The organism is Candidatus Electronema sp. JC (assembly GCF_048287365.2).
In the GTDB taxonomy this organism is placed as follows: domain Bacteria; phylum Desulfobacterota; class Desulfobulbia; order Desulfobulbales; family Desulfobulbaceae; genus Electronema.
The window spans coordinates 1-21,060 of sequence record NZ_JBLWEM020000022.1 but is presented as its reverse complement, the minus strand read 5'-3'; the positions used below and the strand labels follow the sequence as shown (position 1 = coordinate 21,060).

At 57.0% G+C, this 21,060-nt stretch carries 22 protein-coding genes and 1 rRNA gene; 12 read left to right on the top strand and 11 right to left on the bottom strand.

Going from position 1 to position 21,060, the window contains the following annotated elements:
• Position 1: 1 nt before the first annotated feature.
• From ACNKH3_RS03095 to cmoB, 7 genes are all read right to left on the bottom strand, one after another.
• Positions 2-295: a J domain-containing protein gene (locus tag ACNKH3_RS03095; RefSeq protein ID WP_420208211.1), complete on the bottom strand. Its 294-nt coding sequence runs from the start codon at positions 293-295 to the stop codon at positions 2-4.
• The gene (locus ACNKH3_RS03090; protein WP_420208210.1) at positions 292-927 is read right to left on the bottom strand and encodes a class I SAM-dependent methyltransferase; all 636 of its coding nucleotides are present in this window, start codon (positions 925-927) and stop codon (positions 292-294) included. Before ACNKH3_RS03090 ends, ACNKH3_RS03095 begins: the two co-directional genes overlap by 4 nt.
• 1 nt (position 928) lies before the next feature.
• A complete protein-coding gene (locus ACNKH3_RS03085; RefSeq protein ID WP_420208209.1) occupies positions 929-1,261 on the bottom strand; it encodes a CGGC domain-containing protein in 333 nt (110 codons plus the stop codon).
• A complete protein-coding gene (locus tag ACNKH3_RS03080) occupies positions 1,258-1,695 on the bottom strand; it encodes a hypothetical protein (protein WP_420208208.1) in 438 nt (145 codons plus the stop codon). Before ACNKH3_RS03080 ends, ACNKH3_RS03085 begins: the two co-directional genes overlap by 4 nt.
• The gene (locus ACNKH3_RS03075) at positions 1,677-2,747 is read right to left on the bottom strand and encodes a calcium/sodium antiporter (protein ID WP_420208207.1); all 1,071 of its coding nucleotides are present in this window, start codon (positions 2,745-2,747) and stop codon (positions 1,677-1,679) included. Before ACNKH3_RS03075 ends, ACNKH3_RS03080 begins: the two co-directional genes overlap by 19 nt.
• Before the next feature lie 81 nt (positions 2,748-2,828).
• Complete coding sequence (locus ACNKH3_RS03070) at positions 2,829-3,380, bottom strand: hypothetical protein (protein ID WP_420208206.1); 552 nt, start codon at positions 3,378-3,380, stop codon at positions 2,829-2,831.
• Positions 3,381-3,407: 27 nt separating this feature from the next.
• The gene (gene cmoB / locus ACNKH3_RS03065) at positions 3,408-4,418 is read right to left on the bottom strand and encodes a tRNA 5-methoxyuridine(34)/uridine 5-oxyacetic acid(34) synthase CmoB (RefSeq protein WP_420208205.1); all 1,011 of its coding nucleotides are present in this window, start codon (positions 4,416-4,418) and stop codon (positions 3,408-3,410) included.
• 520 nt (positions 4,419-4,938) lie between these two features.
• Here cmoB and nifJ point away from each other — a divergent pair.
• Complete coding sequence (gene nifJ, locus ACNKH3_RS03060) at positions 4,939-8,514, top strand: pyruvate:ferredoxin (flavodoxin) oxidoreductase (RefSeq protein WP_420208204.1); 3,576 nt, start codon at positions 4,939-4,941, stop codon at positions 8,512-8,514.
• Between the two features lie 6 nt (positions 8,515-8,520).
• Here nifJ and ACNKH3_RS03055 read toward each other — a convergent pair whose 3' ends face one another.
• Complete coding sequence (locus tag ACNKH3_RS03055; RefSeq protein WP_420208203.1) at positions 8,521-8,733, bottom strand: hypothetical protein; 213 nt, start codon at positions 8,731-8,733, stop codon at positions 8,521-8,523.
• Positions 8,734-8,853: 120 nt separating this feature from the next.
• On the opposite strand from ACNKH3_RS03055, the gene ACNKH3_RS03050 reads away from it, so the two are divergent.
• From ACNKH3_RS03050 to miaB, 9 genes are all read left to right on the top strand, one after another.
• Entirely contained in the window at positions 8,854-9,309 is a 456-nt protein-coding gene (locus ACNKH3_RS03050) for a hypothetical protein (RefSeq protein WP_420208202.1), read from the top strand.
• Between the two features lie 111 nt (positions 9,310-9,420).
• Positions 9,421-9,957, top strand: coding sequence for a hypothetical protein (locus ACNKH3_RS03045; RefSeq protein ID WP_420208201.1), 537 nt, complete (start codon positions 9,421-9,423; stop codon positions 9,955-9,957).
• Between the two features lie 186 nt (positions 9,958-10,143).
• Positions 10,144-10,362, top strand: coding sequence for a hypothetical protein (locus ACNKH3_RS03040; protein ID WP_420208200.1), 219 nt, complete (start codon positions 10,144-10,146; stop codon positions 10,360-10,362).
• Positions 10,356-10,721 (top strand): type II toxin-antitoxin system PemK/MazF family toxin, encoded by a 366-nt coding sequence (locus ACNKH3_RS03035; RefSeq protein WP_420208199.1) that lies wholly within the window; start codon positions 10,356-10,358, stop codon positions 10,719-10,721. The genes ACNKH3_RS03040 and ACNKH3_RS03035 overlap by 7 nt, the downstream gene beginning before the upstream one ends.
• 55 nt (positions 10,722-10,776) lie before the next feature.
• Entirely contained in the window at positions 10,777-11,043 is a 267-nt protein-coding gene (locus tag ACNKH3_RS03030; protein WP_420208198.1) for a UPF0175 family protein, read from the top strand.
• Positions 11,040-11,519, top strand: coding sequence for a DUF3368 domain-containing protein (locus tag ACNKH3_RS03025; protein ID WP_420208197.1), 480 nt, complete (start codon positions 11,040-11,042; stop codon positions 11,517-11,519). The genes ACNKH3_RS03030 and ACNKH3_RS03025 overlap by 4 nt, the downstream gene beginning before the upstream one ends.
• Positions 11,520-11,552: 33 nt before the next feature.
• Entirely contained in the window at positions 11,553-11,816 is a 264-nt protein-coding gene (locus tag ACNKH3_RS03020) for a UPF0175 family protein (RefSeq protein ID WP_420208196.1), read from the top strand.
• On the top strand, positions 11,813-12,295 hold the full coding sequence (locus ACNKH3_RS03015) for a DUF3368 domain-containing protein (RefSeq protein WP_420208195.1): 483 nt from the start codon (positions 11,813-11,815) through the stop codon (positions 12,293-12,295). Before ACNKH3_RS03020 ends, ACNKH3_RS03015 begins: the two co-directional genes overlap by 4 nt.
• 582 nt (positions 12,296-12,877) lie before the next feature.
• On the top strand, positions 12,878-14,224 hold the full coding sequence (gene miaB, locus ACNKH3_RS03010) for a tRNA (N6-isopentenyl adenosine(37)-C2)-methylthiotransferase MiaB (RefSeq protein ID WP_420208194.1): 1,347 nt from the start codon (positions 12,878-12,880) through the stop codon (positions 14,222-14,224).
• 36 nt (positions 14,225-14,260) lie between these two features.
• Here miaB and ACNKH3_RS03005 read toward each other — a convergent pair whose 3' ends face one another.
• Positions 14,261-15,337 carry a hypothetical protein gene (locus ACNKH3_RS03005; protein ID WP_417916794.1) on the bottom strand — a complete coding sequence of 359 codons (1,077 nt, stop codon included), beginning with the start codon at positions 15,335-15,337 and terminating at the stop codon, positions 14,261-14,263.
• Positions 15,338-15,692: 355 nt separating this feature from the next.
• Between ACNKH3_RS03005 and ACNKH3_RS03000 the strand changes: the two genes are divergently transcribed.
• On the top strand, positions 15,693-15,857 hold the full coding sequence (locus ACNKH3_RS03000; protein ID WP_417916793.1) for a hypothetical protein: 165 nt from the start codon (positions 15,693-15,695) through the stop codon (positions 15,855-15,857).
• Positions 15,858-16,025: 168 nt separating this feature from the next.
• Positions 16,026-19,925 carry a DUF3418 domain-containing protein gene (locus ACNKH3_RS02995; protein ID WP_420208193.1) on the top strand — a complete coding sequence of 1,300 codons (3,900 nt, stop codon included), beginning with the start codon at positions 16,026-16,028 and terminating at the stop codon, positions 19,923-19,925.
• Between the two features lie 68 nt (positions 19,926-19,993).
• On the opposite strand, the gene ACNKH3_RS02990 is transcribed toward ACNKH3_RS02995, so the two are convergent.
• The gene (locus tag ACNKH3_RS02990; protein ID WP_417915750.1) at positions 19,994-20,701 is read right to left on the bottom strand and encodes a hypothetical protein; all 708 of its coding nucleotides are present in this window, start codon (positions 20,699-20,701) and stop codon (positions 19,994-19,996) included.
• Between the two features lie 260 nt (positions 20,702-20,961).
• Positions 20,962-21,060 (bottom strand): 5S ribosomal RNA (rrf, locus tag ACNKH3_RS02985); the annotation flags it as partial.

Below are 21,060 nucleotides of genomic sequence, written 5' to 3'. Positions count from 1 at the left end.
GTCACCCTCTCCCCCAGAGCGGATCCCGACCGAAACGCCCGGCCCACCACTCCTCGTCCGAGGCGTTCTCTTTGATGTCCTCTTCGCTGAAAGAGTAGCGGTACTGGCTGCAATAACGCAGGACCACCTTGTACGCAATGGCGATTTTTCGGGTCATTTCATTGCATTCCGCCGGATCGCCGCCGCTGATGTCCGGGTGCCATTGGCGGAGAAGCTGGCGGTAGTTAGCTTTGATTTCCGCCATCGTCGCCCGCTCCGGCAGACGGAGCAGTTCTTTGGCCTCAGCAATTTTCATGGCTTTGCCGCCCGGATGACCGCGAACAGCCCTTGGCTGTGTCCGGCGCAGATCGGCTCATCTTCAGTGACAGCGGCCAAATCCTGCCCGAAGAGTGTCTGGCAGAAGCTGAACTTGGCAAAGCCCGCCGCCGCCAGCAAGTCAGCGGTTTCCCCGGCAGTGCGGAAAACAGCCTGCCGGTAAAACGGGCTGGCCGCCTTGTTCGCCTCATAGATCTGCCCCAGCGGGCTGCTGCGGTCGAGAATGGCCGCGACGATCTGGCCGCCCGGCTTCAGCGCCCGCCATGCCTCGCGGAAGGCCTGCTCCGCATCGCGGAAGAAACAAATCGCCGTGACCATCAGGAGCAAATCCGCCGAGCTGTCCCGCAGCGGCAGGGCCTCGGCCACGCCGCTGATGATCTCCACGCCGCGCTGGCGGGCAAGGACGGCCATTGCCGCAGACGGCTCCACGCCAAAGCGGATGCCCAGCGGTGCGGCAAAACGGCCCGTGCCCGCGCCGATCTCGACGCTCAAAGTACGGTCATCCGGCAGCATGGAGCGCAGTGCCCGCAGCTCCGCCGCATAAACCAGCGGCTTGTCCTCAAACCAGCGGTCGTAGCGGACAGCGTGCTCCTGATAGGGGCTGGATTCCAATTCAGTGCGTGTAGTCGAGAATTTGAATCTCCGGCCCCAACTTTTTGGCGACCGCCTCTTTCATCAGTTCAAAATGCGGGCAGACCATGCCCAGCGGCTTGCCGAGGCTGATGCAGGAGGCGAAGGCGACCGCCTCCGCGCCCCGCTCGACCAGCATTTTCGCCCGCGCCACGGCCCGTTTGCCCGGACAGCCGCCGCAGCTGACAAAGCCGATGATCTCCGCCGGGCCGATCGGCTCAAAACCCAGCTCGCCCATCGGCGCGACTTTGAAATCCGTGGTGCCCGGACAGATGTCCTCGGTCTGCTGACAGCGGATGATGCCTACTTTTTTCATGATGCGCTCCTGTTTTCTTTTCTGCTCCGCACTTGCCCTATAATGCCTAAGACAAGGCAGGTCAGCGAAATTCCCAATGAAAATGCGGCAAAGACTGCGCCGTGCAGCCGCTCTGCCCGAATTTTCTGCCAGTTGTTAAGGCGGACTTTGATTTCAGCAGGCGCGACCGGGCGCATGGCGCCGTTTTCATTCTGCACAGCCAGCGCGCCGCGCTCCACCTGCCGCTGCATCAGCTCGCCGCCGAGATACAGCTCAAATTCATTGGCTGCTGCCGGAAGCGGCAGGGCCAGCTCCATTGGTGTCCACCAGATGTCGCTGCGGCCCCAGACCGCCGCGCCGTACTGTCCGGCGAAAAGGGAGCCGGACACCGTCGTGCCAATCAGCCCGGCCAGCAGCAGCGGATGCAGCCGCCGTCTCATTTTTTCTTTCTCCATTCCCGCGCCGCCACAGTGAAAAGCGTCACGGCGGTCAGCGGCAGGGCGAAATAGAGCATGGCCATGCTGAAGCCCGGCAGCAGCTCATGCTCGGCGGCGGTGAGGATCAGATGCAGGGTGTAGGCGCAGTAATAGCCGAAAAACAGTGCGCCCTCCAAGCGGCTGATCCGGCTGCCGGTGAAAAAAATCGGCAGACAGGCGAAGGTGGTCAGCAGCATCACCGGCAGATCAAAACCGAGAATGCCGGAGGAGATGGCGACACCGTCCGGCGCAATGATGCCGGCCAGTCCCAGCACGCCCATCAGGTTGAAAATATTGCTGCCGACCACGTTGCCCACAGCAATGTCCACTTTGCCGCGCAGCGAGGCGACCACTGAGGTGACGATTTCCGGCAGCGAAGTGCCGACCGCGACCACGGTCAGGCCGATCACCGCCTCGCTGACCTTGAAATGCTGGGCCATGACCACCGCGCTGCTCACTAACCAGCGCGAGCCGAGCACCAGCAGAGCTAGGCCGCCGACCACAAAGGCGAGGTTTTTCAGCCAGCCGAAGGAACTGCTGTCAACCGCCCCGGACTCCTCCGCGTATTCCACCTGCACAGCCGCGCTTTCCTTTCTGCTCTGCACGACAAGAAAGCTGGTGTAGGTTATCAAACCGAGAACGAAGAAGATTCCTTCGCCCCGGCTAAAGCTGCCGTCCCACGCGAAGAACACGGTCAGCGCGGACAAGCCGATCATCAGCGGCACGTCAAAGCGGATGAGCTGCGCGGCCACGGTCAGCGGCGCGATCATCGCCGCCACGCCGAGGATGAGCAGGACGTTGCAGATGTTGCTGCCGATGACATTGCCCAAGGCCAGGCTGGCCTGGCCGGTCATCGCGGCCTTGATGGTGACCGCGAACTCCGGCGAGCTGGTGCCGAAGGCGACTACGGTCAGGCCGATGACCAAAGGCGAAATGCCGAACAGGGCCGCCAGCCGCGACGCGCCCCGCACCAAGACTTCGGCCCCGATGATCAGAAAGGCCAAGCCGAGAATGAACATCAGAATAACCATGATCGCTTATTGCGTAAATTTGAGAATTCGGGGATGCGCGGAAGGCATCCCCGTGCTGGGAAGGAGGAACAGGCAGCCCGTTCAGTCGCCGAAGCTGTCGGCGTAAAGCTGCTCGATGGCCGCCTTGCCCTCGTCGCTGAGATAGCGGGTGCCGGAACCGACATAAGTGTCGTAGGAGATACGCGGCTTCTCCTCCGGCTGCCACGCGCCGTCCTTCCACGTGAACCAGCCCATGCGGCTTTGGTCATAGACATGCAAAGGCCGGTTGAAGAGCTTGGCCAGCTCGACCGCCCAGCCCGTGCCGCCCTTGACCGAGTTGTCCTCCAGAATCGCGCCGATGACAAAGACCTGATGCCCCTTGTTGACCATGTGAAAAATGGCTTGCAGCACCCGGCGGATCTTTTCGGTCTCGTAGTAGGTGCGGTTCATCATCCGCGAGGCGATTTCCATGCTGATGTCGCCGCGCTGGAGATCGTCCTCGGTGAGCAGCACGGCGTTGCGGTCGCGGTTGAGGCGGTGGCCTTCAAAGGTGAAAATGACCTCGCCCGCGCCGTATTGCTCGGCCAGCTCGCCGAACAGAGTTTCCGCGCCTTTGAGGCCGCCGTGGTATAATGTGCATTCTGCCGCTTTCATGCAATCACCTTGAATAAATAATGAAAGTTATTGGTTGCGCCGCAGGGGGCAGGCGTGGTTTTTCGGTTCCGCCTTGCTGGCCTTGAAGAAAACCCGCCACGGGGCGGGATACCCCTCTATTGTACGCAGCGGGTTCATTTTGTCAATAAAATCCTGATAGGATTCAAAAACCATCCAGTCTGTCCGCCGCTGCTCCTCGCTGCTCATCGGATGCTGGCAGAAGCATTCGATCTCTGTGAATCCAGCCCGCAGAAGCCAGTTGTGCAGACAGGACGGCGTGGGCACAAACCAGGTTCCCGGCACCTTGGCATAGGTTTTCTCTGGGAACAGGGCGACTGGCTCCTCGCCGCTGATGGACTGCGATTCCAGCAGCAGGCAGCCGCCCGGTTTGAGGGCGGTGTGCAGCTCGCGCAGCGCGTCAATCGGCGAAGGCCGGTGGTAAAGGATGCCGAGGCAGAAAATCACGTCAAAGCAGTCCGGGAAGAGCGGCAGATGCTCGATGCCGAGCAGGTCGATGAAGAGATTCTCCAGCCCGGCAAAGCGGTTGAGGGCATTGAAGGTGAAATAATGCTGCGCGTATGGCTCGAAGCCGAGCACCATGCGCGGCTGCTGTGCGGCCATGCGGAACATGTAATAGCCGTTGTTGCAGCCCACGTCAGCGATCACTTTGTCCTTCAGGTCGGGCATGGCGGGCAGGAGGCGGTTCCACTTGCGCCAGCTCTGCCATTCCGCATCAATATCAATGCCGAAGACAGAGAACGGCCCTTTCCGCCACGGCATGAGCGTCCGCAGCAGACGCAGCACCTGCTCGTGCTCGCTTTCGCTCAGATCAGCACGGCTGCCGATGCGCACCACGTCGCCGCTCAGATCAAGACCGGAAGCCCGCAGATGCGCGGCAGCTTCCATCGGCTCGCGGTAGCGGAGAAAACCCTTCTTCGGCTGCCTGATCCAGGCCTGCTTTTCCTCATGCAGGCGGCTGATGCTGTTCTTCAGAGCGGTGGGAAAAAAGTCGAGATACAAGGGCTGAAAAAGATTCATGGGAGTCAGCAAGTTTTAGAAAAAATATAATTTTAAAAAAATACGGATGGAGAAGATAAAAAAGCAGACCAAAGTGCTGATATAAGCCTTGGCTTAATGCCAGATTCAGGTATTTTGATTTAATTTCATCAAAAATGAAACAATAAATTGTAAATATGCCGATACATGATCTGCAAAAAAGAAGCCGACTCCACAGATAATTCCCTGAAGCAGGGCTTCAGCAGGCGGCGGCAAAAAAATGCTAACAATACAAACAAATAACGAATTCAACAGGCAAATTGAGCACCTGTCTGCCGCAATCTTCTTTCTCTTGCGCAAACGGCGATTATGCTCTATAATGATAAAATTCTGCTCTTTTCAGCCTGTCCGGCCCGCCGCGCCGGAACGCAGTCTTTCTCTGTAGCATCAAAACGCAATCACCGCAAGCTGCAAATTGCAGAACCGCAGCAGACTTGCGTCCAGTTTGTATACTTTACGGCGCCCTGCCGGAACGTCAACTTCAGGATTAAGGGAGATTTACATGTCGCGAAAAATGGTCACCATTGACGGCAATCAGGCCTGCACGCACGTCGCCTATGCCACCAGTGAAGTCATCACCATCTACCCCATCACTCCCTCATCGCCGATGGCTGCGGAGGCCGATGTCAAGGCTTCGGCTGGCCAAAAGAACATCTGGGGTTCAGTTCCGGCCATTTCCCAGATGCAGTCTGAAGGCGGCGTGGCCGGCTCGCTGCACGGTTCTTTAGCCACCGGCGCACTCTGCACCACCTTCACCGCTTCGCAGGGCCTGCTGCTGATGCTGCCGAACATGTACAAGCTGGCAGGCGAGCTGACCCCGACTGTATTCCACATCACCGCCCGTTCTCTGGCCTGCCAAGGTCTGTCGATTTTTGGCGATCATGGCGACGTGATGAGCGCGCGGCAGACCGGCTGGGCCATGATCTGCTCGCAGAATGTGCAGGAGGCGCAGGATTTGGCCCTGATCTCCACCCAGGCCACGCTGGCTTCGCGCATCCCCTTCATGCACTTCTTTGACGGCTTCCGCACCTCGCACGAGATTCAGAAGGTCGAGCAGCTGACCAACGAGGACATGCTGGCGATGATCGACGAGAAGCTGATCACCGAGCACAGAATGCGCGCCCTGACCCCTGACCGGCCCTCCATGTCCGGCACAGCGCAGAACCCGGATGTGTATTTCACGGGCCGCGAGACGGTCAACAAGTATTACAACGCGGTGCCGGGCATTGTTCAGGAGACGATGAACAAGTTCGCCGCCCTGACTGGCCGCAAGTACCGCCTCTTTGATTACTACGGCGCACCGGACGCGACCGATGTGATCGTGATCATGGGTTCTGGTGCCGAGACTGTCGCCGCCACCATTGATCATCTGGTGGCTGAAGGCCGCAAGGTGGGTATGGTTGTTGTCCGCCTGTTCCGGCCCTTTGATGTCAAGGCAATGGTCAACGCCCTGCCGCCCACTGTTGAGCGCATCACCGTGCTTGACCGCTGCAAAGAGCCGGGCGCGCCGGGCGAGCCGCTCTATCTCGATGTCCGCGCCGCAGTCAGCGAGGCTGCCGAGGCGAACCCGGCCATGTTCATGCCGATCATCGTTGGTGGTCGCTACGGCCTTGGTTCAGCCGAGTTCAGCCCGGCCATGGTGCTGGCTGTGTATGACAACATGGCTGCGCTTGCGCCAAAGAACAAGTTCTGTGTTGGTCCGAACGACGACGTGACCTACAGCTCCCTGAGCTACGACAAGTCCTTCAACATCGAGGGCGAGGATGTCTACCGGGCCATGTTCTACGGCCTTGGCTCAGACGGCACGGTCGGCGCGAACAAGAACACCATCAAGATCATCGGCGGCGAGACCAGCAACTCCGCCCAAGGCTACTTCGTTTATGACTCGAAGAAGTCCGGCTCGATGACCGTCTCCCATCTGCGCTTCGGCGAGAACAAGGTGGTTGCTCCGTACCTGATCAGCAAGGCCAGCTTTGTCGCCTGCCACAACTTCACCTTCTTGGACAGCTACGACATGCTGGCCAACTTGGAAGAGGGCGGCACCTTCCTGCTCACCACCTCCTTTGACAAGGACACGATCTGGGATCACCTGCCTGCCAAAGTGCAGCAGCAGATGCTGGAGAAAAAGGTCAAGTTCTACATCATCGACGCGGTCAAGCTGGCTCTGGCTTTGGGTCTGGGCGCGCACATCAACATGATCATGCAGACAGCCTTCTTCCTCATCTCCGGCATTTTGACCAAGGATGAGGCAGTCAAGGCGATCAAAGACGCGATCAAGAAGACCTACGGCAAGAAGGGCGACAAAGTTCTGAACATGAACTACGGCGCGGTGGATGCGGCGGTCAACAACATTGTCCAAGTTGAGCTGCCCAACACCATCACCGGCCACGCGCTGCCGGAGACCGTGCCTGCCGAGGCTCCTGATTTCGTCAAGCAAGTGACCGCGAAGATGATTCAGGGCAAGGGCGATCAGATCAAAGTTTCCGAGATGCCTGCCGATGGCCGCTGGCCCACCGCCACCACTCAGTGGGAGAAGCGCAACATCGCGGTGATGGTGCCGGAGTGGGATCCTGCAACCTGCATCCAGTGCGGCCAGTGTTCCTTGGTCTGCCCGCACGGCTGCAACCGGATGAAGATCGCCACGCCAGAGGCATTGGCTGCCGCCGGAGCCGACGAGTCCTTCAAGACAGTTGACGCGGTTGGCAAGCAGTTCGCAGGCCGCAAGTTCACCATCCAGATTTCCACCGCCGACTGCGTGGGCTGCACGCTCTGCTCAGTGGTCTGCCCGGCACGGAAGAAGGATGCCGAGGGCAACAAAACCGAGGAATCCGCGCTGAAGATGATCCCCAACAGCGAGGAAGTCCGTCTTGCCTCCGGCAAAAACTGGAAGGTCTTCATGGCTCTGCCGGAAGTGGAGAGCAGTCTGATTGACCCGGCCACGGTCAAGGGCAGCCAGCTGAAGCGGCCCCTGTTCGAGTTCTCCGGCGCCTGCGGCGGCTGCGGCGAGACCCCGTACATCAAATTAGTCACCCAGCTTTTCGGCGACCGGATGCTGATCGCCAACGCCACCGGTTGCTCTTCGATTTACGGCGGCAACCTGCCGACCACGCCCTACTGCAAGCGCGCTGACGGACGCGGGCCTTCCTGGTCGAACTCGCTCTTTGAGGACAACGCCGAGTACGGCTTCGGCATGAGGCAGAGCGTCAACAAGCTGGCCATGCAGGCCGCCGAGCTGCTTCAGCTCGCCGCGACCGAGGGCATTGTGAATCAGGAATTTGCTGATTCCATGCTCAAGGCCGCGCAGACGACCCAGGATGAGATCGAGGCCCAGCGCGGCAGGGTTGAGGAGCTGAAGAAGGCTCTGGCAAACAGCAAGAGCGTGGTTGCTGCCCGCCTGCTGCCAGTCGCTGATTATTTAGTCAAGAAATCAGTCTGGTGCTTCGGCGGCGACGGCTGGGCCTATGACATCGGCTACGGCGGCTTGGATCACGTCTTGGCTTCCGGCGAGAACATCAACGTGCTGGTTTTAGACACGGAAGTTTACTCGAACACCGGCGGCCAGATGTCCAAGTCAACGCCCCGTGCGGCGGTCGCGCAGTTCGCCGCCGGCGGCAAGAAAATGGCCAAGAAAGACATGGGCATGATCTTCTCCACCTACGGCAACATCTACGTGGCTCGCATCGCCTTCGGCGCGAACCCGCAGCAGGCCGTGAAAGCGATCAACGAGGCTGAAGCCTACAACGGCCCGTCGATCATCATCGCTTACGCGCATTGTATCAACCACGGCATCAACATGGCGCATGGCTTGGAGCAGCAGAAGAAGGCGGTCGCCTGCGGGCATTGGCCGCTCTACCGCTACAATCCTTCTCTGGAAGAGCAGGGCAAAAATCCGCTGATCATTGACTCAAAAGAGCCGAGCCTCAAATTCGCGGAGTATGCTTTGAACGAGAACCGCTACCGTCAGCTGAAGATGGCGAACCCCTCGCAGTGCGACGCGCTGATGGAAGCCTCGCAGAAGGATGTGGAGAGAAGCTGGAAGTTCCTCCAGAGCAGGTTCAAGTCGCTTGAGCAGGCGTAAGCTGGCTTAAAGCAGGTCTGAAGCGGACGGCCCTTCCCGGAACACCGGGAGGGGCTTTTTATTTTCGAGCATGAGGAAATCAATTTTTTCTGTTTCCTCATAGGCCGCCGCTGTCTGCTCATAGGAAAAAGAGATGAGCAAATAGCCCGCGCCTGTTTCCTCATAGGCTTTTCCTATGAGGAAGTATATTTTTTCTATTTTCTCATAGTCGGAAGACACTTTTCCGCCGCTGCGCCCCGCCTGCCCTTGCCGCGAAACCGCCTCTTTTTTTCTTGACAGAGCAAGTCCGCAGAGTTACGCTTGGCCATTCTCCAAAAAATCCCGCCAAGGAGGCCCGTTATGCCAGAAAAAACCGATCTTGAAAAAGTCGCCGAGCTGCTCAACGTGGAAATCCTGCCCCCGCTCGACAGCGGCGACATCCTGTCCCTCCACAAAGCCCTGCCCGGCTATCAAGCAATAGCCGATGATGCCGCCCGCTTCGTCCAAAAGCACAAGGAAACCCTCAAGCTGGATGATGCCGTACTTGCCGGTCTGGAGGATGGGCTGGCCGAGGTCAAGCGGCTTGAGCCTGCCGAGCATCTGCTGGACAAACTCCATCTTTCCGTCTATCATCAGCGGCTTCAGGCCACGGACAGGTGCATGGAGGCGATGTACGACACCACGCGCCGCATCCGCGACTTCGCCGAGGCGTATCCTGAAATTGCCGAGGAAGGGCAGGCGTTGCTTGATTTCATGAAGGCTTTCAAACCGGGGCATAAGAAGGAGAAGAAGGAGGCGGGGGCGGGCGGGGAGTAGGGGATGGATTACCTGTTTTTCTCCCAGAAGTACAGTCGGCTTTATTCTTTTCGTTGATCACGTTAAATTGATTTTTCCACATCACTTTCACCAAAGTAAGGAGTAATCAAAATGAAGCTGCAATGGATATGTTGCATAGTATTTACTCTTTTTTTATTGGCATCGACAGCTTTAGCCCAAGCCGTCGGCTCAGTTTACTGGCAATCAAACGGCGGTGGATGCGTTCCTACTGATGAGACCATTAGGAATCAAGACTATTGGACTGTAACAGGTGGAGGTCGTGTTAAGTACAAGGGAAATGGCACTAAACCTCTTGTGTTTACTTGTCCAATTAATAGCTTTAACTACAATGTATCAGGAGGTGATGCTACTGTTTTACGACTCTTTTATCAGGACTCAGACGGTGCAGGAAATGATTTCAAAGTGCAAGCACGACTCCTTTCTTTTAACAAAGAAAATGGTGCACTCGGAAAGGAAGTATGCAAAGTAACTTCTGCTCAATCGGGCCAATGGGCGTATAGCATAGATAAATGTGGTTCCATAAAAATGAATGACAATCTTTATTGGGTTGAAGTTGTCATCACACGTACAAAACCTAGTGTAACCGGTGAGTTTAACGGCGTGTCGCTTGAAGGATGGATTATGTAATACAATATCATAGATTGGGCTTCCTCTTACTGGAAGCCCAGCTTTTATTGCCTAAACTCACCACCGCAGCTTCTTCTCCCGCTCTTTTGCACGCCTTCCGTTGCCCTCAATCTCCCCTGTTGCTATAATACTTGCAGCCAGTAGCTCAACCGCCTTTCCTGCCAAGAGGATGCAATGTATCACAAGATGAATATCACGTTGTCAGAGCAAACTGCGTACCTGCTTGAACAACTGACGGACAGAATGAGCAAGAAAAGATTTATTGAAGATGCGGTTAAGTATTACATCGATCATATCGGAAAATCAAAGATTCGTGAACAGCTTAAACAAGGCGCAATGGAACGGGCAGAAAGAGACTTGAAGCTTTCTCAGGAATGGGACAATCTGGAAGATAAAATATGGTAGCTCATCCTGAAAGCCCAAAAAGAGGAGAGGTGTTTCTGGTCAATTTCGATCCAACAGTTGGAACTGAAATCAAAAAGACACGGCCTGCGTTGATTCTCCAAAATGATGTTTCAAACGAATACAGCCCGATAACAATAGTCGCCGCAATAACCAGCCGCTTTGATGACAGCTTGTATCCAACCGAAGTGCTTGTTCGCCCGCCTGAAGGAGGCATGACGAAAGATTCTGTCGTCCTCCTGAATCAGATACGATCAATTGACAGGCAACGGCTGATAAAAAAACTGGGGACGTTGAAGCAATCAACAATGAAAAAGGTGGATGCCGCTTTGCAAATCAGCTTGGGGCTGATTGAAATATAGTTCGCAGGCTGCTGGAAGCTCTACTTTTTTCGGTAACTACTAAAAAGACAAGAGTATGAAAACAACAGAGCTAAGGCTGTATGTGCCTGAAGACATACTCTACACATTGAATGAAACGAAAAACGATTTCATAAAAAATATGCGGCTGTATGCCGCAATTGAGCTTTACAGACTAAAAAAGCTATCCATGGGAAAGGCTTCCGAGCTGGCCGGAATGAATAAAGTTGACTTCATGTTTGAGCTTGGAAAATGCGAAATACCAGCCATAAACTATGAAGAAGAGGATTTTGCGGAAGAAGTGAATCAAGTGATGAACCAATGATTGTTATCGCTGATTCTTCGCCCTTGATAGCTTTAGCTGTCATAGGTAAGCTGGACATGCTCGAAAAACTCTATCAAAAATTCTATGTTCCCGCTGCTGTTTTTGAAGAAGTAGCCCAAGCCGAGAAACCATTCGCCAAAGAATTGAAGCTGTTTTTGCACGGCAAGATAAAAAATGTGGAAAACAAATTGGCAGTTGCAATGCTGTCAAACGATATAGGAGCTGGAGAGGCGGAGGCAATAGTCTTAGCCTTGGAACAGCGGCCTTCTGTCGTCGTAATTGACGATTTAAAAGCAAGAAGATTCGCTAAAATGAATAACCTTGATGTGATCGGCACGATGGGAATCTTGCTGAAAGCGAAAAAAGATGGATTAGTCAGAGAGATAAAGCCGTTAATCGCAACCTTGCTGCTGAACGAGATAAGAATAAGCGCGAAGATAATAGAGATGACGTTGCAGGCGGCGGGGGAAAATTAGTCTTTTTGACAGAATGAATTAAAGGAGATTTATATGGAATTAATAGTAAATATCCCAGAGAAATACGTCCTCAACCACTCTCCTGACGAATTGAAGCTATTGCTCAAGCTGAACACAGCCATAGATATGTACCGATCAGGACAAATCTCCTCCGGCGCAGCAGTTGAATTCATAGGTGAGATAGATCGCTTTGAATTTCTCTATGAATGCAAAAAAAGAGGCGTTGAACCTCAGACATATGAAAGCATTGACGAGCTGGAAGCTGAAGTCGCCATGCTTGATCAGGAATTGATATGATAGTGGTGGCTGATGCCTCGCCGCTTGTAGCTTTGGCAAACTGCGATTGTTTGGAAGTTCTTGATAAACTTTTCGGTGAAGTCAAAGTGTCTGACACTGTTTACGAAGAAGTAACTGTAGAAGACAGAATCGGCTCAGAACAGCTCGAAAAATATTTGCACGGTAAAGTTGTCAATGCAGAACTTGCCTATTTAGTCATTGAAGGCAGCTCATTGGACAGAGGCGAATTGAGTTCGATGGTTTTATACAAGAAACTTCAGGCGGATTATCTGCTGATAGACGAAAAATTAGGCAGGAGAATTGCGAAATTAAACGACATCAAAGTGATCGGCAGCCTCGGTGTGCTGATTGAAGCGAAGAGAAAAGGAATCTTTTCGTCCATCAAGCCGCAGATTGAAATCCTTCGTGCCTCCACGATTTATTTCAGCTCAACTCTGCTTGATCATGCCCTGAAGATGGCGGGCGAAGCAGTGCGATAGGAGCTGGCCACGGTCAAGGGCAGCCAGCTCCGGTGCGGCTGCGGCGAGACCCCGTACATCAAATTACTGTTCCTGCAACGTTACGTTGATGTTCCCTCTCCATTGCGTCAAGGCGGTTGAGCGGAGCCGAAACCGCCGCTGCCTTCGGCTTCGCTCAGGCAGCTCATTGCTCCTGCAACACCTGTCAGCTTAACGTTGCAACAATAGTAGTCACTCAGCTTTTCGGCGACCGGATGCTCCTCGATTTAGGGCGGCAACTTGCTGGCAAACCCAGCGCAGTGCGACGCGCTGATGGAAGCATCGCAGAAGGATGTGGAGAGAAGCTGGAAGTTCCTCCAGAGCAGGTTCAAGTCGCTGGAGCAGGCGTAAGTCCTGACTGACTGAGGTGAAGAAGCCCCTTCCGGGAAACCGGGAGGGGCTTTTGTCTTTGATGCTCTCTCTCTGCCCCTGCTTTTCCTTGACAGGAAAGACAGATCAGAATACCTTCCTGTTTTGCGGCTGAGACACAGCAGGAAGGTGTCTCGCAGCGAGACGGAGCTTTGGCGGGCTGCTTGGCCCGCCCTCTTTTTTGGCGACGACATCATGACTAAACATCTTCACATCAAGACCTTCGGCTGCCAGATGAACGAGCGCGACTCCGAGATCATGGAGCAGCTTTTGGCGCAGCATGGCTACATTGCAGGCGCGGACGCGGAGCAGGCCGACCTGATCATCCTCAACACCTGCTCGATCCGGGCCAAGGCGGAGCAGAAGTTCTTCAGTCTGCTTGGCTCGCTGCGGCAGGAGAAGCGGCGGCGGCCCGGCCTGCGCATCGCTGTGGCTGGCTGTGTGGCCCAGCAGGAGGGCGAGCGCATCTTCGAGCGGATGCCGCACGTGGACATCGTTATCGGCACGCAGCAGATATGGCGGCTGCCGGAGCTGCTGCAACGCTTGGAACAGGGGAAAAGCAAGCGCGAGACCGCCTGCGGCTTGGACAAGCACTTCGTCATTCCGCCCTTCCAGAAGCTGCTGCGCAGCACCCCTGCCCTGCCCGAATTCCGCAAGTTCGTCACCATCATGCAGGGCTGCGACAATTACTGCGCCTACTGCGTTGTGCCGACCACGCGGGGCCGCGAGATCAGCCGCCCGGTCGCGGACATACTGGAGGAGGCGGAGCTGCTCGTCAGCCGGGGCGTGCGGGAGATCACCCTGCTTGGCCAGAACGTCAACTCCTACGGCACGACCAATCCGGTGGCGGAGCAGCCAGTCAGTTTCGCCGAGCTGCTGAAGATGACAGCGGCAGTGCCCGGCCTGCGGCGGCTGCGCTTCACCACCTCCAATCCGCAGGACTTATCCACAGAGCTGATGCAGTGCTTTGCGGCGCTGCCCAAGCTCTGTCCGCATTTCCACCTGCCGGTGCAGGCTGGCTCCAACACCGTGCTGAAGCAGATGCACCGCAAGTACACCCGTGAGCTGTACTTAGAGAAAGTGGACGAGCTGCGCTCTTTCCGCCCGGACATCGCTCTGAGCACGGATGTGATTGTCGGCTTTCCCGGCGAGACTGAGGCTGATTTCGAGCAGACCATGAGCCTGCTGGAGACAGTGCGCTTCCACGGCTCCTTCTCCTTCAAATACTCTGACCGGCCCAACACCCGCTCCGCCGCCTTTCCCGACAAGGTGGACGAGCAGGTCAAGAGCGAACGGCTGGAACGCTTTCAGGCGCGGCAGGATGAGATCAGCTTGGAGCGCAACCGGGACTTCCTTGGCAGAAGCGTCGAGGTGATGGTGGAAGGGCGCAGCGAATCAGGCGTGCAGGGCCGCACCGGCAGCAATCACATTGTGCATTTCGCCGGGCCGGATGCTCTCCAGCCCGGTGATCTGGTCATGGTGACGATCAATCATGCGGGGCAGCATTCACTGAAGGGGGAGCTGGCGGCGCATGAAAAGTAATTGAGAAGTTCAGCCGCCACTTCAGCAATGCGCCTCCTATGCCGTTCTCACATCCAGCACATCCACCAGCCTGCCGCCATAATCATTCCTGATCATCTCCTTCAATCCGGCGTAATTATTCACCCGCACCGTCAGGCTGCTCACAGCTGAGTCGGCAAAGCCCTGCAAGGTCAGCTCGCCGTTGGCAGTGACCGTCATTGCCGCGCCTGCCCTGCCGCCTTCTTTCATGTCGAGCAAGCTGAAGAGCAGCGCGTCTGCCCGCAGATCAAGAATGACTTGAATGCGCAGAGTTTCATCCGCGCTCACGCTGCCGCCGGTGACGCTGACATACGCGCTGGCCGCGCTGCCGGTGAGAATGCCGGTTTCCGGCGGATGCGGATGGCCCATGTTGGTCAAGGTCAGCGGCGAGCGCAGCATCCGCTCGTAGGCGCCGGTGCGCAGCGTGCCGTGCTCAGTGTAGCGGGTGGTGACAGAGATGGTGTGCTCGTTGTTCCACGGATGCGCCTGCGCAGGCAGCTCCGGCATGAGGATGATCTCGCTGGCCTCGATCTTGATGAACCGCTTCTGCACGATTTTGCCGCTCTGGGTGCCCTCAATCACGCATTCACTGCCGTCCTGCGTGCGGTCAAAGTAGAGGTCAGCGCCGTTGAGCTGGAGCGCGCCTGCCGGGTTGAGCACATCCTTCAGCTCCAGCAGGGTGTCTTTGGCCGTGCTGATCAGCGGCAGCTTCTTCTCCATCGGCAGGCGTTCGGTCTGCGCGTTCTGGCGGATGGCGGCGAGAAACGGCGGCGAGACGCGGACATTGACCTGAAGGCAGTCGTCCAAAGGCGGCAGCGGCTCGTCCGGGCTTTCCAGTCTGCCGGTGAAGGAGAGATACCAGCTGAAGCTGCCCTCTTTCGTCACCTGCTCGCCGTTGAGCAGCCGGGCCTGAACAGCCTCGTCCTCGGCGCGGAGTATGGTCAGGATGTCCGCCTTGCTGAAGTTCGGATGCTGCCGGGCAATGTCGGCGGCGATGTCCTCGATGCCTGCCGCATTGCGGGGCGCAAAGCGGATGCGGTAGGATTGCGGTGTGGTCAGGGGATTGATTTCGGGCCGCCATTGTATCGTTGCCATAGCTCTTCTCCGGTTGAGTTGACTGCGTGACACGACCTTGCAAATGCTGTAAAAAAACATCCTAAGCAGGTCAGCGGTTTTTGTCAACGAAAATGCGCGGCAGCCTGGCAGATACAGGGCGGTTTCACCTGATGAGGTTCAGGCTGCCAGCATGAAGGGGTTCATATCATCTGCCTGAAGCAGTTCAGGTGAACAGCCTGAAGAGGTTCAGGCGGATGACATAAAGGGGTTCAGGTGAGGTGGGTTAGCGTGCAGAGGAAACCCTTGATGATCTGCTCTCCGCTCTTGCTGTCAACGTGGTTGCGGCTCACGCTGTGTGAGCAAATCGAGTATGATATCGGCATCCAGAAAGATCTTGGCCCGCTTCATCTGTACTTCTCCTCCAGATGAACGGCATATCAAGGCCGAGATGCTGCCGCAGCGTGTCTATAACAAACTGGCTGACGCTCTTCCGCGCTGCTGCGGCCCGCTGTTGCAGCAGAGCCGCAAGCTGTTCGTCAACGCTCTGGATGGACAGTGATGCCATGATATTCTCCTCAGATATAATCGGCTTCAAGATAGAAAGTCACTTCTTCTTGCCATATAATACCAAGAACCACGAAGCAACGCCCTCATTTCCTTTGCCTCCTGCTGCGGAAGGCCGTATAGTGGCAGCCTGAATCCTGCACCGCACTCTGTCCAGACTATCATGCGCATAAACTACCCACCTCAGCTCCCCATCTCCGCCGCCAAGGATGCGATCATCCGGGCCATTCAGCAGCAGCAAGTCGTGGTTGTCGCGGGCGACACTGGCTCCGGCAAGACGACGCAATTGCCCAAGATGTGCTTGGAGGCAGGCCGGGCCGCAAGCAGGAGCCTGATCGGCTGCACGCAGCCCCGCCGCATTGCCGCCATCTCAGTGGCCGAGCGCGTGCAGGAGGAGCTGGCCGCGCCGGAGCTGGTCGGATGCAAGATCCGCTTCAGCGACCGCACAGGCCCGCAGAACAAGATCAAGTTCATGACCGACGGCGTGCTGCTGGCCGAGACGCAGGGCGACCGCGACCTGCGCCGTTATGACACCCTGATCATTGACGAAGCGCATGAGCGCAGCCTGAACATAGACTTCCTCCTCGGCTACCTGCACCAAGTGCTGGCCCGGCGGCCCGACCTCAAGCTGATCATCTCTTCCGCGACCATAGATACCGAGAAGTTCAGTCGGCATTTCAATGATGCGCCGATAGTGCGGGTGGAGGGACGGACGTACCCGGTCAGCATCGAATACTGTCCGCCGGGCGCGGATTCGGAGGAGGACGAGGCGGACAAAGACCTGAGCGGGCTGGTCATCGAGCAGGTGCGGCGGGTGATGAGCAGGCCGGGCGGCGACATCCTCGTTTTCATGCCCACCGAGCGCGACATCCTTGAGACCACGGATGCGCTGAAGAAGCAGCTTGAGAGTCAAGCCTTGGTTTTGCCGCTCTTTGGCCGTCTGCAAGGCGGCGAGCAGCGGCGCATCTTCTTGCCCGCACAGCAGCGCAAGATCATTGTCGCCACCAACGTGGCCGAGACCTCCATCACCGTGCCGGGCATCGAGACGGTGATTGATACCGGCCTGGCCCGCATCTCCCGCTACAGCCCGCGCTCCGGCACCACCAGCCTGCCGGTGGCGCGTGTCTCGCGGGCGAGCTGCGATCAGCGCAAAGGCCGCTGCGGGCGCGTCGGGCCGGGCCGCTGCATCCGTCTCTACAGCGAGGAGGACTACCTTGCACGGCCAGAGTTCACGCTGCCGGAGCTGCTGCGCTCCAACTTAGCGGAAGTCATCCTCCAGATGACCGCGCTGCATCTGCCGCCGCCCAGCCAGTTTCCCTTCCTTGATCCGCCCGCAGCGCAGTCAATCAGCGACGGCTACCGGACGCTGCGGGAATTGGGCGCGCTCACGCCTGAACATCGCCTGACCGAGCGCGGCAAGATCATGGCCCGGCTGCCGCTCGATCCGCGCATCTCCCGGATGATCATTGAGAGCGCGGACCTGGGTTCGCTGCGGGAAGTGAGCATCATCGCGGCGGCTTTGGCCATTCAAGACCCGCGCATTGTCCCGGCGGAGAAGAAGGAGAAGGCGCGGCAGGCGCATCTCCAGTTTGCCGCGCCGGGGTCTGATCTGCTGACGCTGGTGAACTTGTGGGATGCGTGTAGGGGCGGTTCGCGAACCGCCCCTACGATGGATGGGGATGCGTGCCGGGATGGCAGGGGCAAAAAATCTTTTGCCCCTACAGGTTCCGCCCCATCATCCGGTGAACTGCGCCGCTTCTGCACGACCAACTTCTGCTCCTGGCAGCGAATGCGGGAATGGTTCGACATCCATGAGCAAATCCTGCGCATTCTCAAGCAGCATGAGGAGTTTGCCCCAGCCTTGATGCGGATGAGCGGGGACGAGGCTGCGCCTGCCTCGCCGGAAGCGGTGCATCAGGCCGTCACTGCCGGTTTCCTGCGCAACATCGCCACGAAGAAGGAGAAGAACAGCTACCTCATCAGCGGCAACCGCGAGGCAGTGATCTTCCCCGGCTCCTGCCTGTACAACAAGGGCGGGCAATGGCTGGTGGCCACGGATTTTGTCCAGACTTCGCAGCTCTTTGCCCGCATGGCCGCGACCATAGACGTGGCCTGGCTGGAACGACTTGGCGGTGACTTGTGCAAGCGGTCGTACTCTGACCCGCACTGGGAGAAGAAGGCCGGGCAGGTGGTCGCCCTTGAAAAGGTCTCGCTCTTCGGCCTGATCATCGCTGCCGACCGCAAGGTGAACTACGGGCGCATCAGCCAGCAGGCGGCTGAGGAGGCGCGCACCATCTTCATCCGCGACGCGCTGGTTGCTGGCGGGCTGGAGGGGGTGTATCCCTTTTTGCAGCACAATCTCGACCTGCTGCGGCGGCTGGAAGAACTGGAGGAGCGGCTGCGGCGGCGCGGAATGCTTGTTGACGAGCAGGCGCAGTACGATTTCTATGAGCAGCGGCTTGGCCAAGTCTATGACCGCTTCACCCTCAACCGCTTTCTCCGTGACAAGGCCAAGCAGCGGCAGCCGGGCGCGGAGGCGGACGCTTTTCTGCGGATGAAAGAGGAGGATGTCCGCCGCAACCAGCCCGACAGCGAGGCACTCTATCGCTTTCCTGAGACCCTGCAAACGCCGCAGGGCCGCCTGAAGCTGCACTACTCCTTCCAGCCTGGGCAGGAGGACGACGGCGTGACCGTGGACATCCCCGCGTCCTGCTGCGCGGCCCTCTCGCCCGCGCTGTTTGAATGGCTGGTGCCCGGCCTGCTGCCGGAGAAGGTCTTGGCCTTGCTGCGCAGCCTGCCCAAGCGTCTGCGCCGCCAGCTTGTGCCGCTGCCAGACGCGGCGGATGCCATTTTGGACAGCCTCAGCGTCGGGCATGGCTCGCTTTATCCGGCCTTGGAGCAGGCCATTCTCCGCCGCTTTCAGATGACCGTGACGCGGGCGGACTGGCAGTTGGACGCTTTGCCGCAACATCTGCGGATGCGCTTCCGCTTGTGCGACGAACAGGGCCAGCCTGTGCTCTGCACGCGCAGCTTCCACGAGCTGGCGCAGCAGTGCGTCTTGCCGAAAACAGCCAACGTGAAAGGCAATCCGCCTGCCAGCAGCGGCGCGAATCTGCCCGCAAGCAAGGGCCTGACGAGCTGGGAGTTTGACACGCCGCCTGCGCCCATGCCGGTTCACGATGCGCAGAAACGTATGACCGGGCTGCATCACCCTGCGCTTTTTCTTGAGGAAAAGAACGGCCAGCCGCAGAGCGTCGCGCTCCGCTATATCCCTGACCCGGAGCAGGCACAGCAGCTCAACCGCTCCGGGCTGCGCTTCCTCTTCGGACTCCAGTTTCCGGGCGATATTCCGGCGATAAGCAGGGAGTGCAAGGCAGCAGTGGCCGGGCAGACGGCAGCGTGGCTCTCGCTGGGCTTGAAGGGCGGTGCGGCGGCGGCCAACGAACTGCTGCGAGCTGCTGTCCTTGACCGCTTGTTTCAGATAGACACGATGGATGGCCTGCCGAGCAAGGCGCAGTTTGCCGCCACTGTCGCCGCCCTGAAGGAGCAGGGCTTATTGCGCCAAGCGCGTGCCCTGCTCAATCAAATTATGGACTTGCTCGCAGTGCGGCGGCAGGCGCAGACTGTGCTGACGCAGAGCCGCCAGCGCAGCGGCACTGTTGGCGGCGGACATGTCCGCTTTGCCGAATATCAGCAGCTCCTTGAGGGCCTGATGCCGCAGGATTTTCTCGCCGCGCTGCCACTGGCGGAGCTGGCCGAGCGTAAACGCTGGCTGCTCGCCCTCGCCAAGCGCATTGAGCGGGCCGAGCACGCTCCGCTGAAGGATGCCGAAAAAGCCAAGCGGGTGCAGCCGTTTATCGAGCAGCTGCGGCGGCTGACGCAGGAGAACAGCGGGCCGCGCTGCCCTGCCTGCCGCGAGGAGCTGGCCCTGTTCCGGCGCATGGTGGAAGAGTTCAAGGTCTCGGTCTTCGCCCCGGAAATCGGCACGGCGTTTCCCGTGTCAGAAAAGCGGCTGGACGCGCAGAGGAAGCAGGCCGAGGAGGTGTGTCGGAGGGTGGAGTGAGAAACAAAAGAAAATGGGTGGACATAGGCTGCGCAGATGTTCATCTGCGCAGCCTATGTAATTAGGTGCTACCTACATCCAGGAGAGTAAAGGTCAAGATTAATTTTGTATGCGCATGGCCCTTTGGTGCAAACATATTTGGTCGTCCAGTTTGACACGCTACTTTTTTTAACACTAAAAATGATTTTACTCCCACTGCGGTTCGGATATGTTTTGGTGTAGTCTCCTGAACTATTTGCATATGTGTCGTAATCAACCGCTGGATAAAGATCACGCCGTATTCTGATATATGCCCCACTTGCGTTTGATTTTGAACATCCCCACCATTTATTTGGCGTATAGAAATTTGTATGGCCATAAATCGTAACATTATTTGATACTGATGAAGCCTGAGCCTGCGGTTGCACTGAATATTTAGCTGGCTGTTCAATCTTAACAAGCGCATCGTTGATTTCGTAGCTCAACCACCCCTGTGTCGTATCTATATAAAAAATTTTCCCTTGTTTCACAAAGTTATAATCTATGGTCATTATGAACCCCTCTCCAAATTTTTCGACTATGGCTTTCTTTTTTGCCAATTGTTTGTCAATATTACTGTTATCCACGTAAAATCCGACGACATCACTGGGTGAAATTCCTTCGACATGAATTTCAAACTTGCCATTATCTTTGGAGATGAACGCAGTTGCAATTTTTGCTTCTGCCGCTATTGAGAGGCGTGTCATAGATAATGAAAGGAATAACGCACAACCTATCGACAGAACAATACGTTTCATTTTGATTCACCTTGTTCGTTTTGATGAGGGACATTCTGCGTGAAGACTGCATTCTTCCCCTTTTGAGGGAGAATGTCAATAAAAAAGATACGAAACTTGAACTTGCTACAGGAAAATTTTCACACCCTTCCTCTCCATCAAATCCAGCAGCTTCCTCGATGCCCCGGCAGGCTTCTTCTGCCCCTGCTCCCACTTACGCAGAACGCAAAAAAGCCGTTCACCGCAGCCTGCGAGGGCTGTGATGAACGGCTTGAACAAGGATTCGGCAGCGGCCTACTCTCCCGCACAGCTTCCCGTGCAGTACCATCGGCGCTGGAGAGCTTAACTTCCGTGTTCGGAATGGGAACGGGTGGATCCTC

Excerpts from the sequence above, each read along its gene's own strand:
- ACNKH3_RS03095 (WP_420208211.1), bottom strand. The coding sequence starts at position 295 with ATGAAAATTGCTGAGGCCAAAGAACTGCTCCGTCTGCCGGAGCGGGCG.
- ACNKH3_RS03085 (WP_420208209.1), bottom strand. The coding sequence starts at position 1,261 with ATGAAAAAAGTAGGCATCATCCGCTGTCAGCAGACCGAGGACATCTGT.
- ACNKH3_RS03080 (WP_420208208.1), bottom strand. The coding sequence starts at position 1,695 with ATGGAGAAAGAAAAAATGAGACGGCGGCTGCATCCGCTGCTGCTGGCC.
- ACNKH3_RS03075 (WP_420208207.1), bottom strand. The coding sequence starts at position 2,747 with ATGGTTATTCTGATGTTCATTCTCGGCTTGGCCTTTCTGATCATCGGG.
- ACNKH3_RS03070 (WP_420208206.1), bottom strand. The coding sequence starts at position 3,380 with ATGAAAGCGGCAGAATGCACATTATACCACGGCGGCCTCAAAGGCGCG.
- cmoB (WP_420208205.1), bottom strand. The coding sequence starts at position 4,418 with ATGAATCTTTTTCAGCCCTTGTATCTCGACTTTTTTCCCACCGCTCTG.
- nifJ (WP_420208204.1), top strand. The coding sequence starts at position 4,939 with ATGTCGCGAAAAATGGTCACCATTGACGGCAATCAGGCCTGCACGCAC.
- ACNKH3_RS03050 (WP_420208202.1), top strand. The coding sequence starts at position 8,854 with ATGCCAGAAAAAACCGATCTTGAAAAAGTCGCCGAGCTGCTCAACGTG.
- ACNKH3_RS03045 (WP_420208201.1), top strand. The coding sequence starts at position 9,421 with ATGAAGCTGCAATGGATATGTTGCATAGTATTTACTCTTTTTTTATTG.
- ACNKH3_RS03040 (WP_420208200.1), top strand. The coding sequence starts at position 10,144 with ATGAATATCACGTTGTCAGAGCAAACTGCGTACCTGCTTGAACAACTG.
- ACNKH3_RS03035 (WP_420208199.1), top strand. The coding sequence starts at position 10,356 with ATGGTAGCTCATCCTGAAAGCCCAAAAAGAGGAGAGGTGTTTCTGGTC.
- ACNKH3_RS03030 (WP_420208198.1), top strand. The coding sequence starts at position 10,777 with ATGAAAACAACAGAGCTAAGGCTGTATGTGCCTGAAGACATACTCTAC.
- ACNKH3_RS03025 (WP_420208197.1), top strand. The coding sequence starts at position 11,040 with ATGATTGTTATCGCTGATTCTTCGCCCTTGATAGCTTTAGCTGTCATA.
- ACNKH3_RS03020 (WP_420208196.1), top strand. The coding sequence starts at position 11,553 with ATGGAATTAATAGTAAATATCCCAGAGAAATACGTCCTCAACCACTCT.
- ACNKH3_RS03015 (WP_420208195.1), top strand. The coding sequence starts at position 11,813 with ATGATAGTGGTGGCTGATGCCTCGCCGCTTGTAGCTTTGGCAAACTGC.
- miaB (WP_420208194.1), top strand. The coding sequence starts at position 12,878 with ATGACTAAACATCTTCACATCAAGACCTTCGGCTGCCAGATGAACGAG.
- ACNKH3_RS03005 (WP_417916794.1), bottom strand. The coding sequence starts at position 15,337 with ATGGCAACGATACAATGGCGGCCCGAAATCAATCCCCTGACCACACCG.
- ACNKH3_RS02995 (WP_420208193.1), top strand. The coding sequence starts at position 16,026 with ATGCGCATAAACTACCCACCTCAGCTCCCCATCTCCGCCGCCAAGGAT.
- ACNKH3_RS02990 (WP_417915750.1), bottom strand. The coding sequence starts at position 20,701 with ATGAAACGTATTGTTCTGTCGATAGGTTGTGCGTTATTCCTTTCATTA.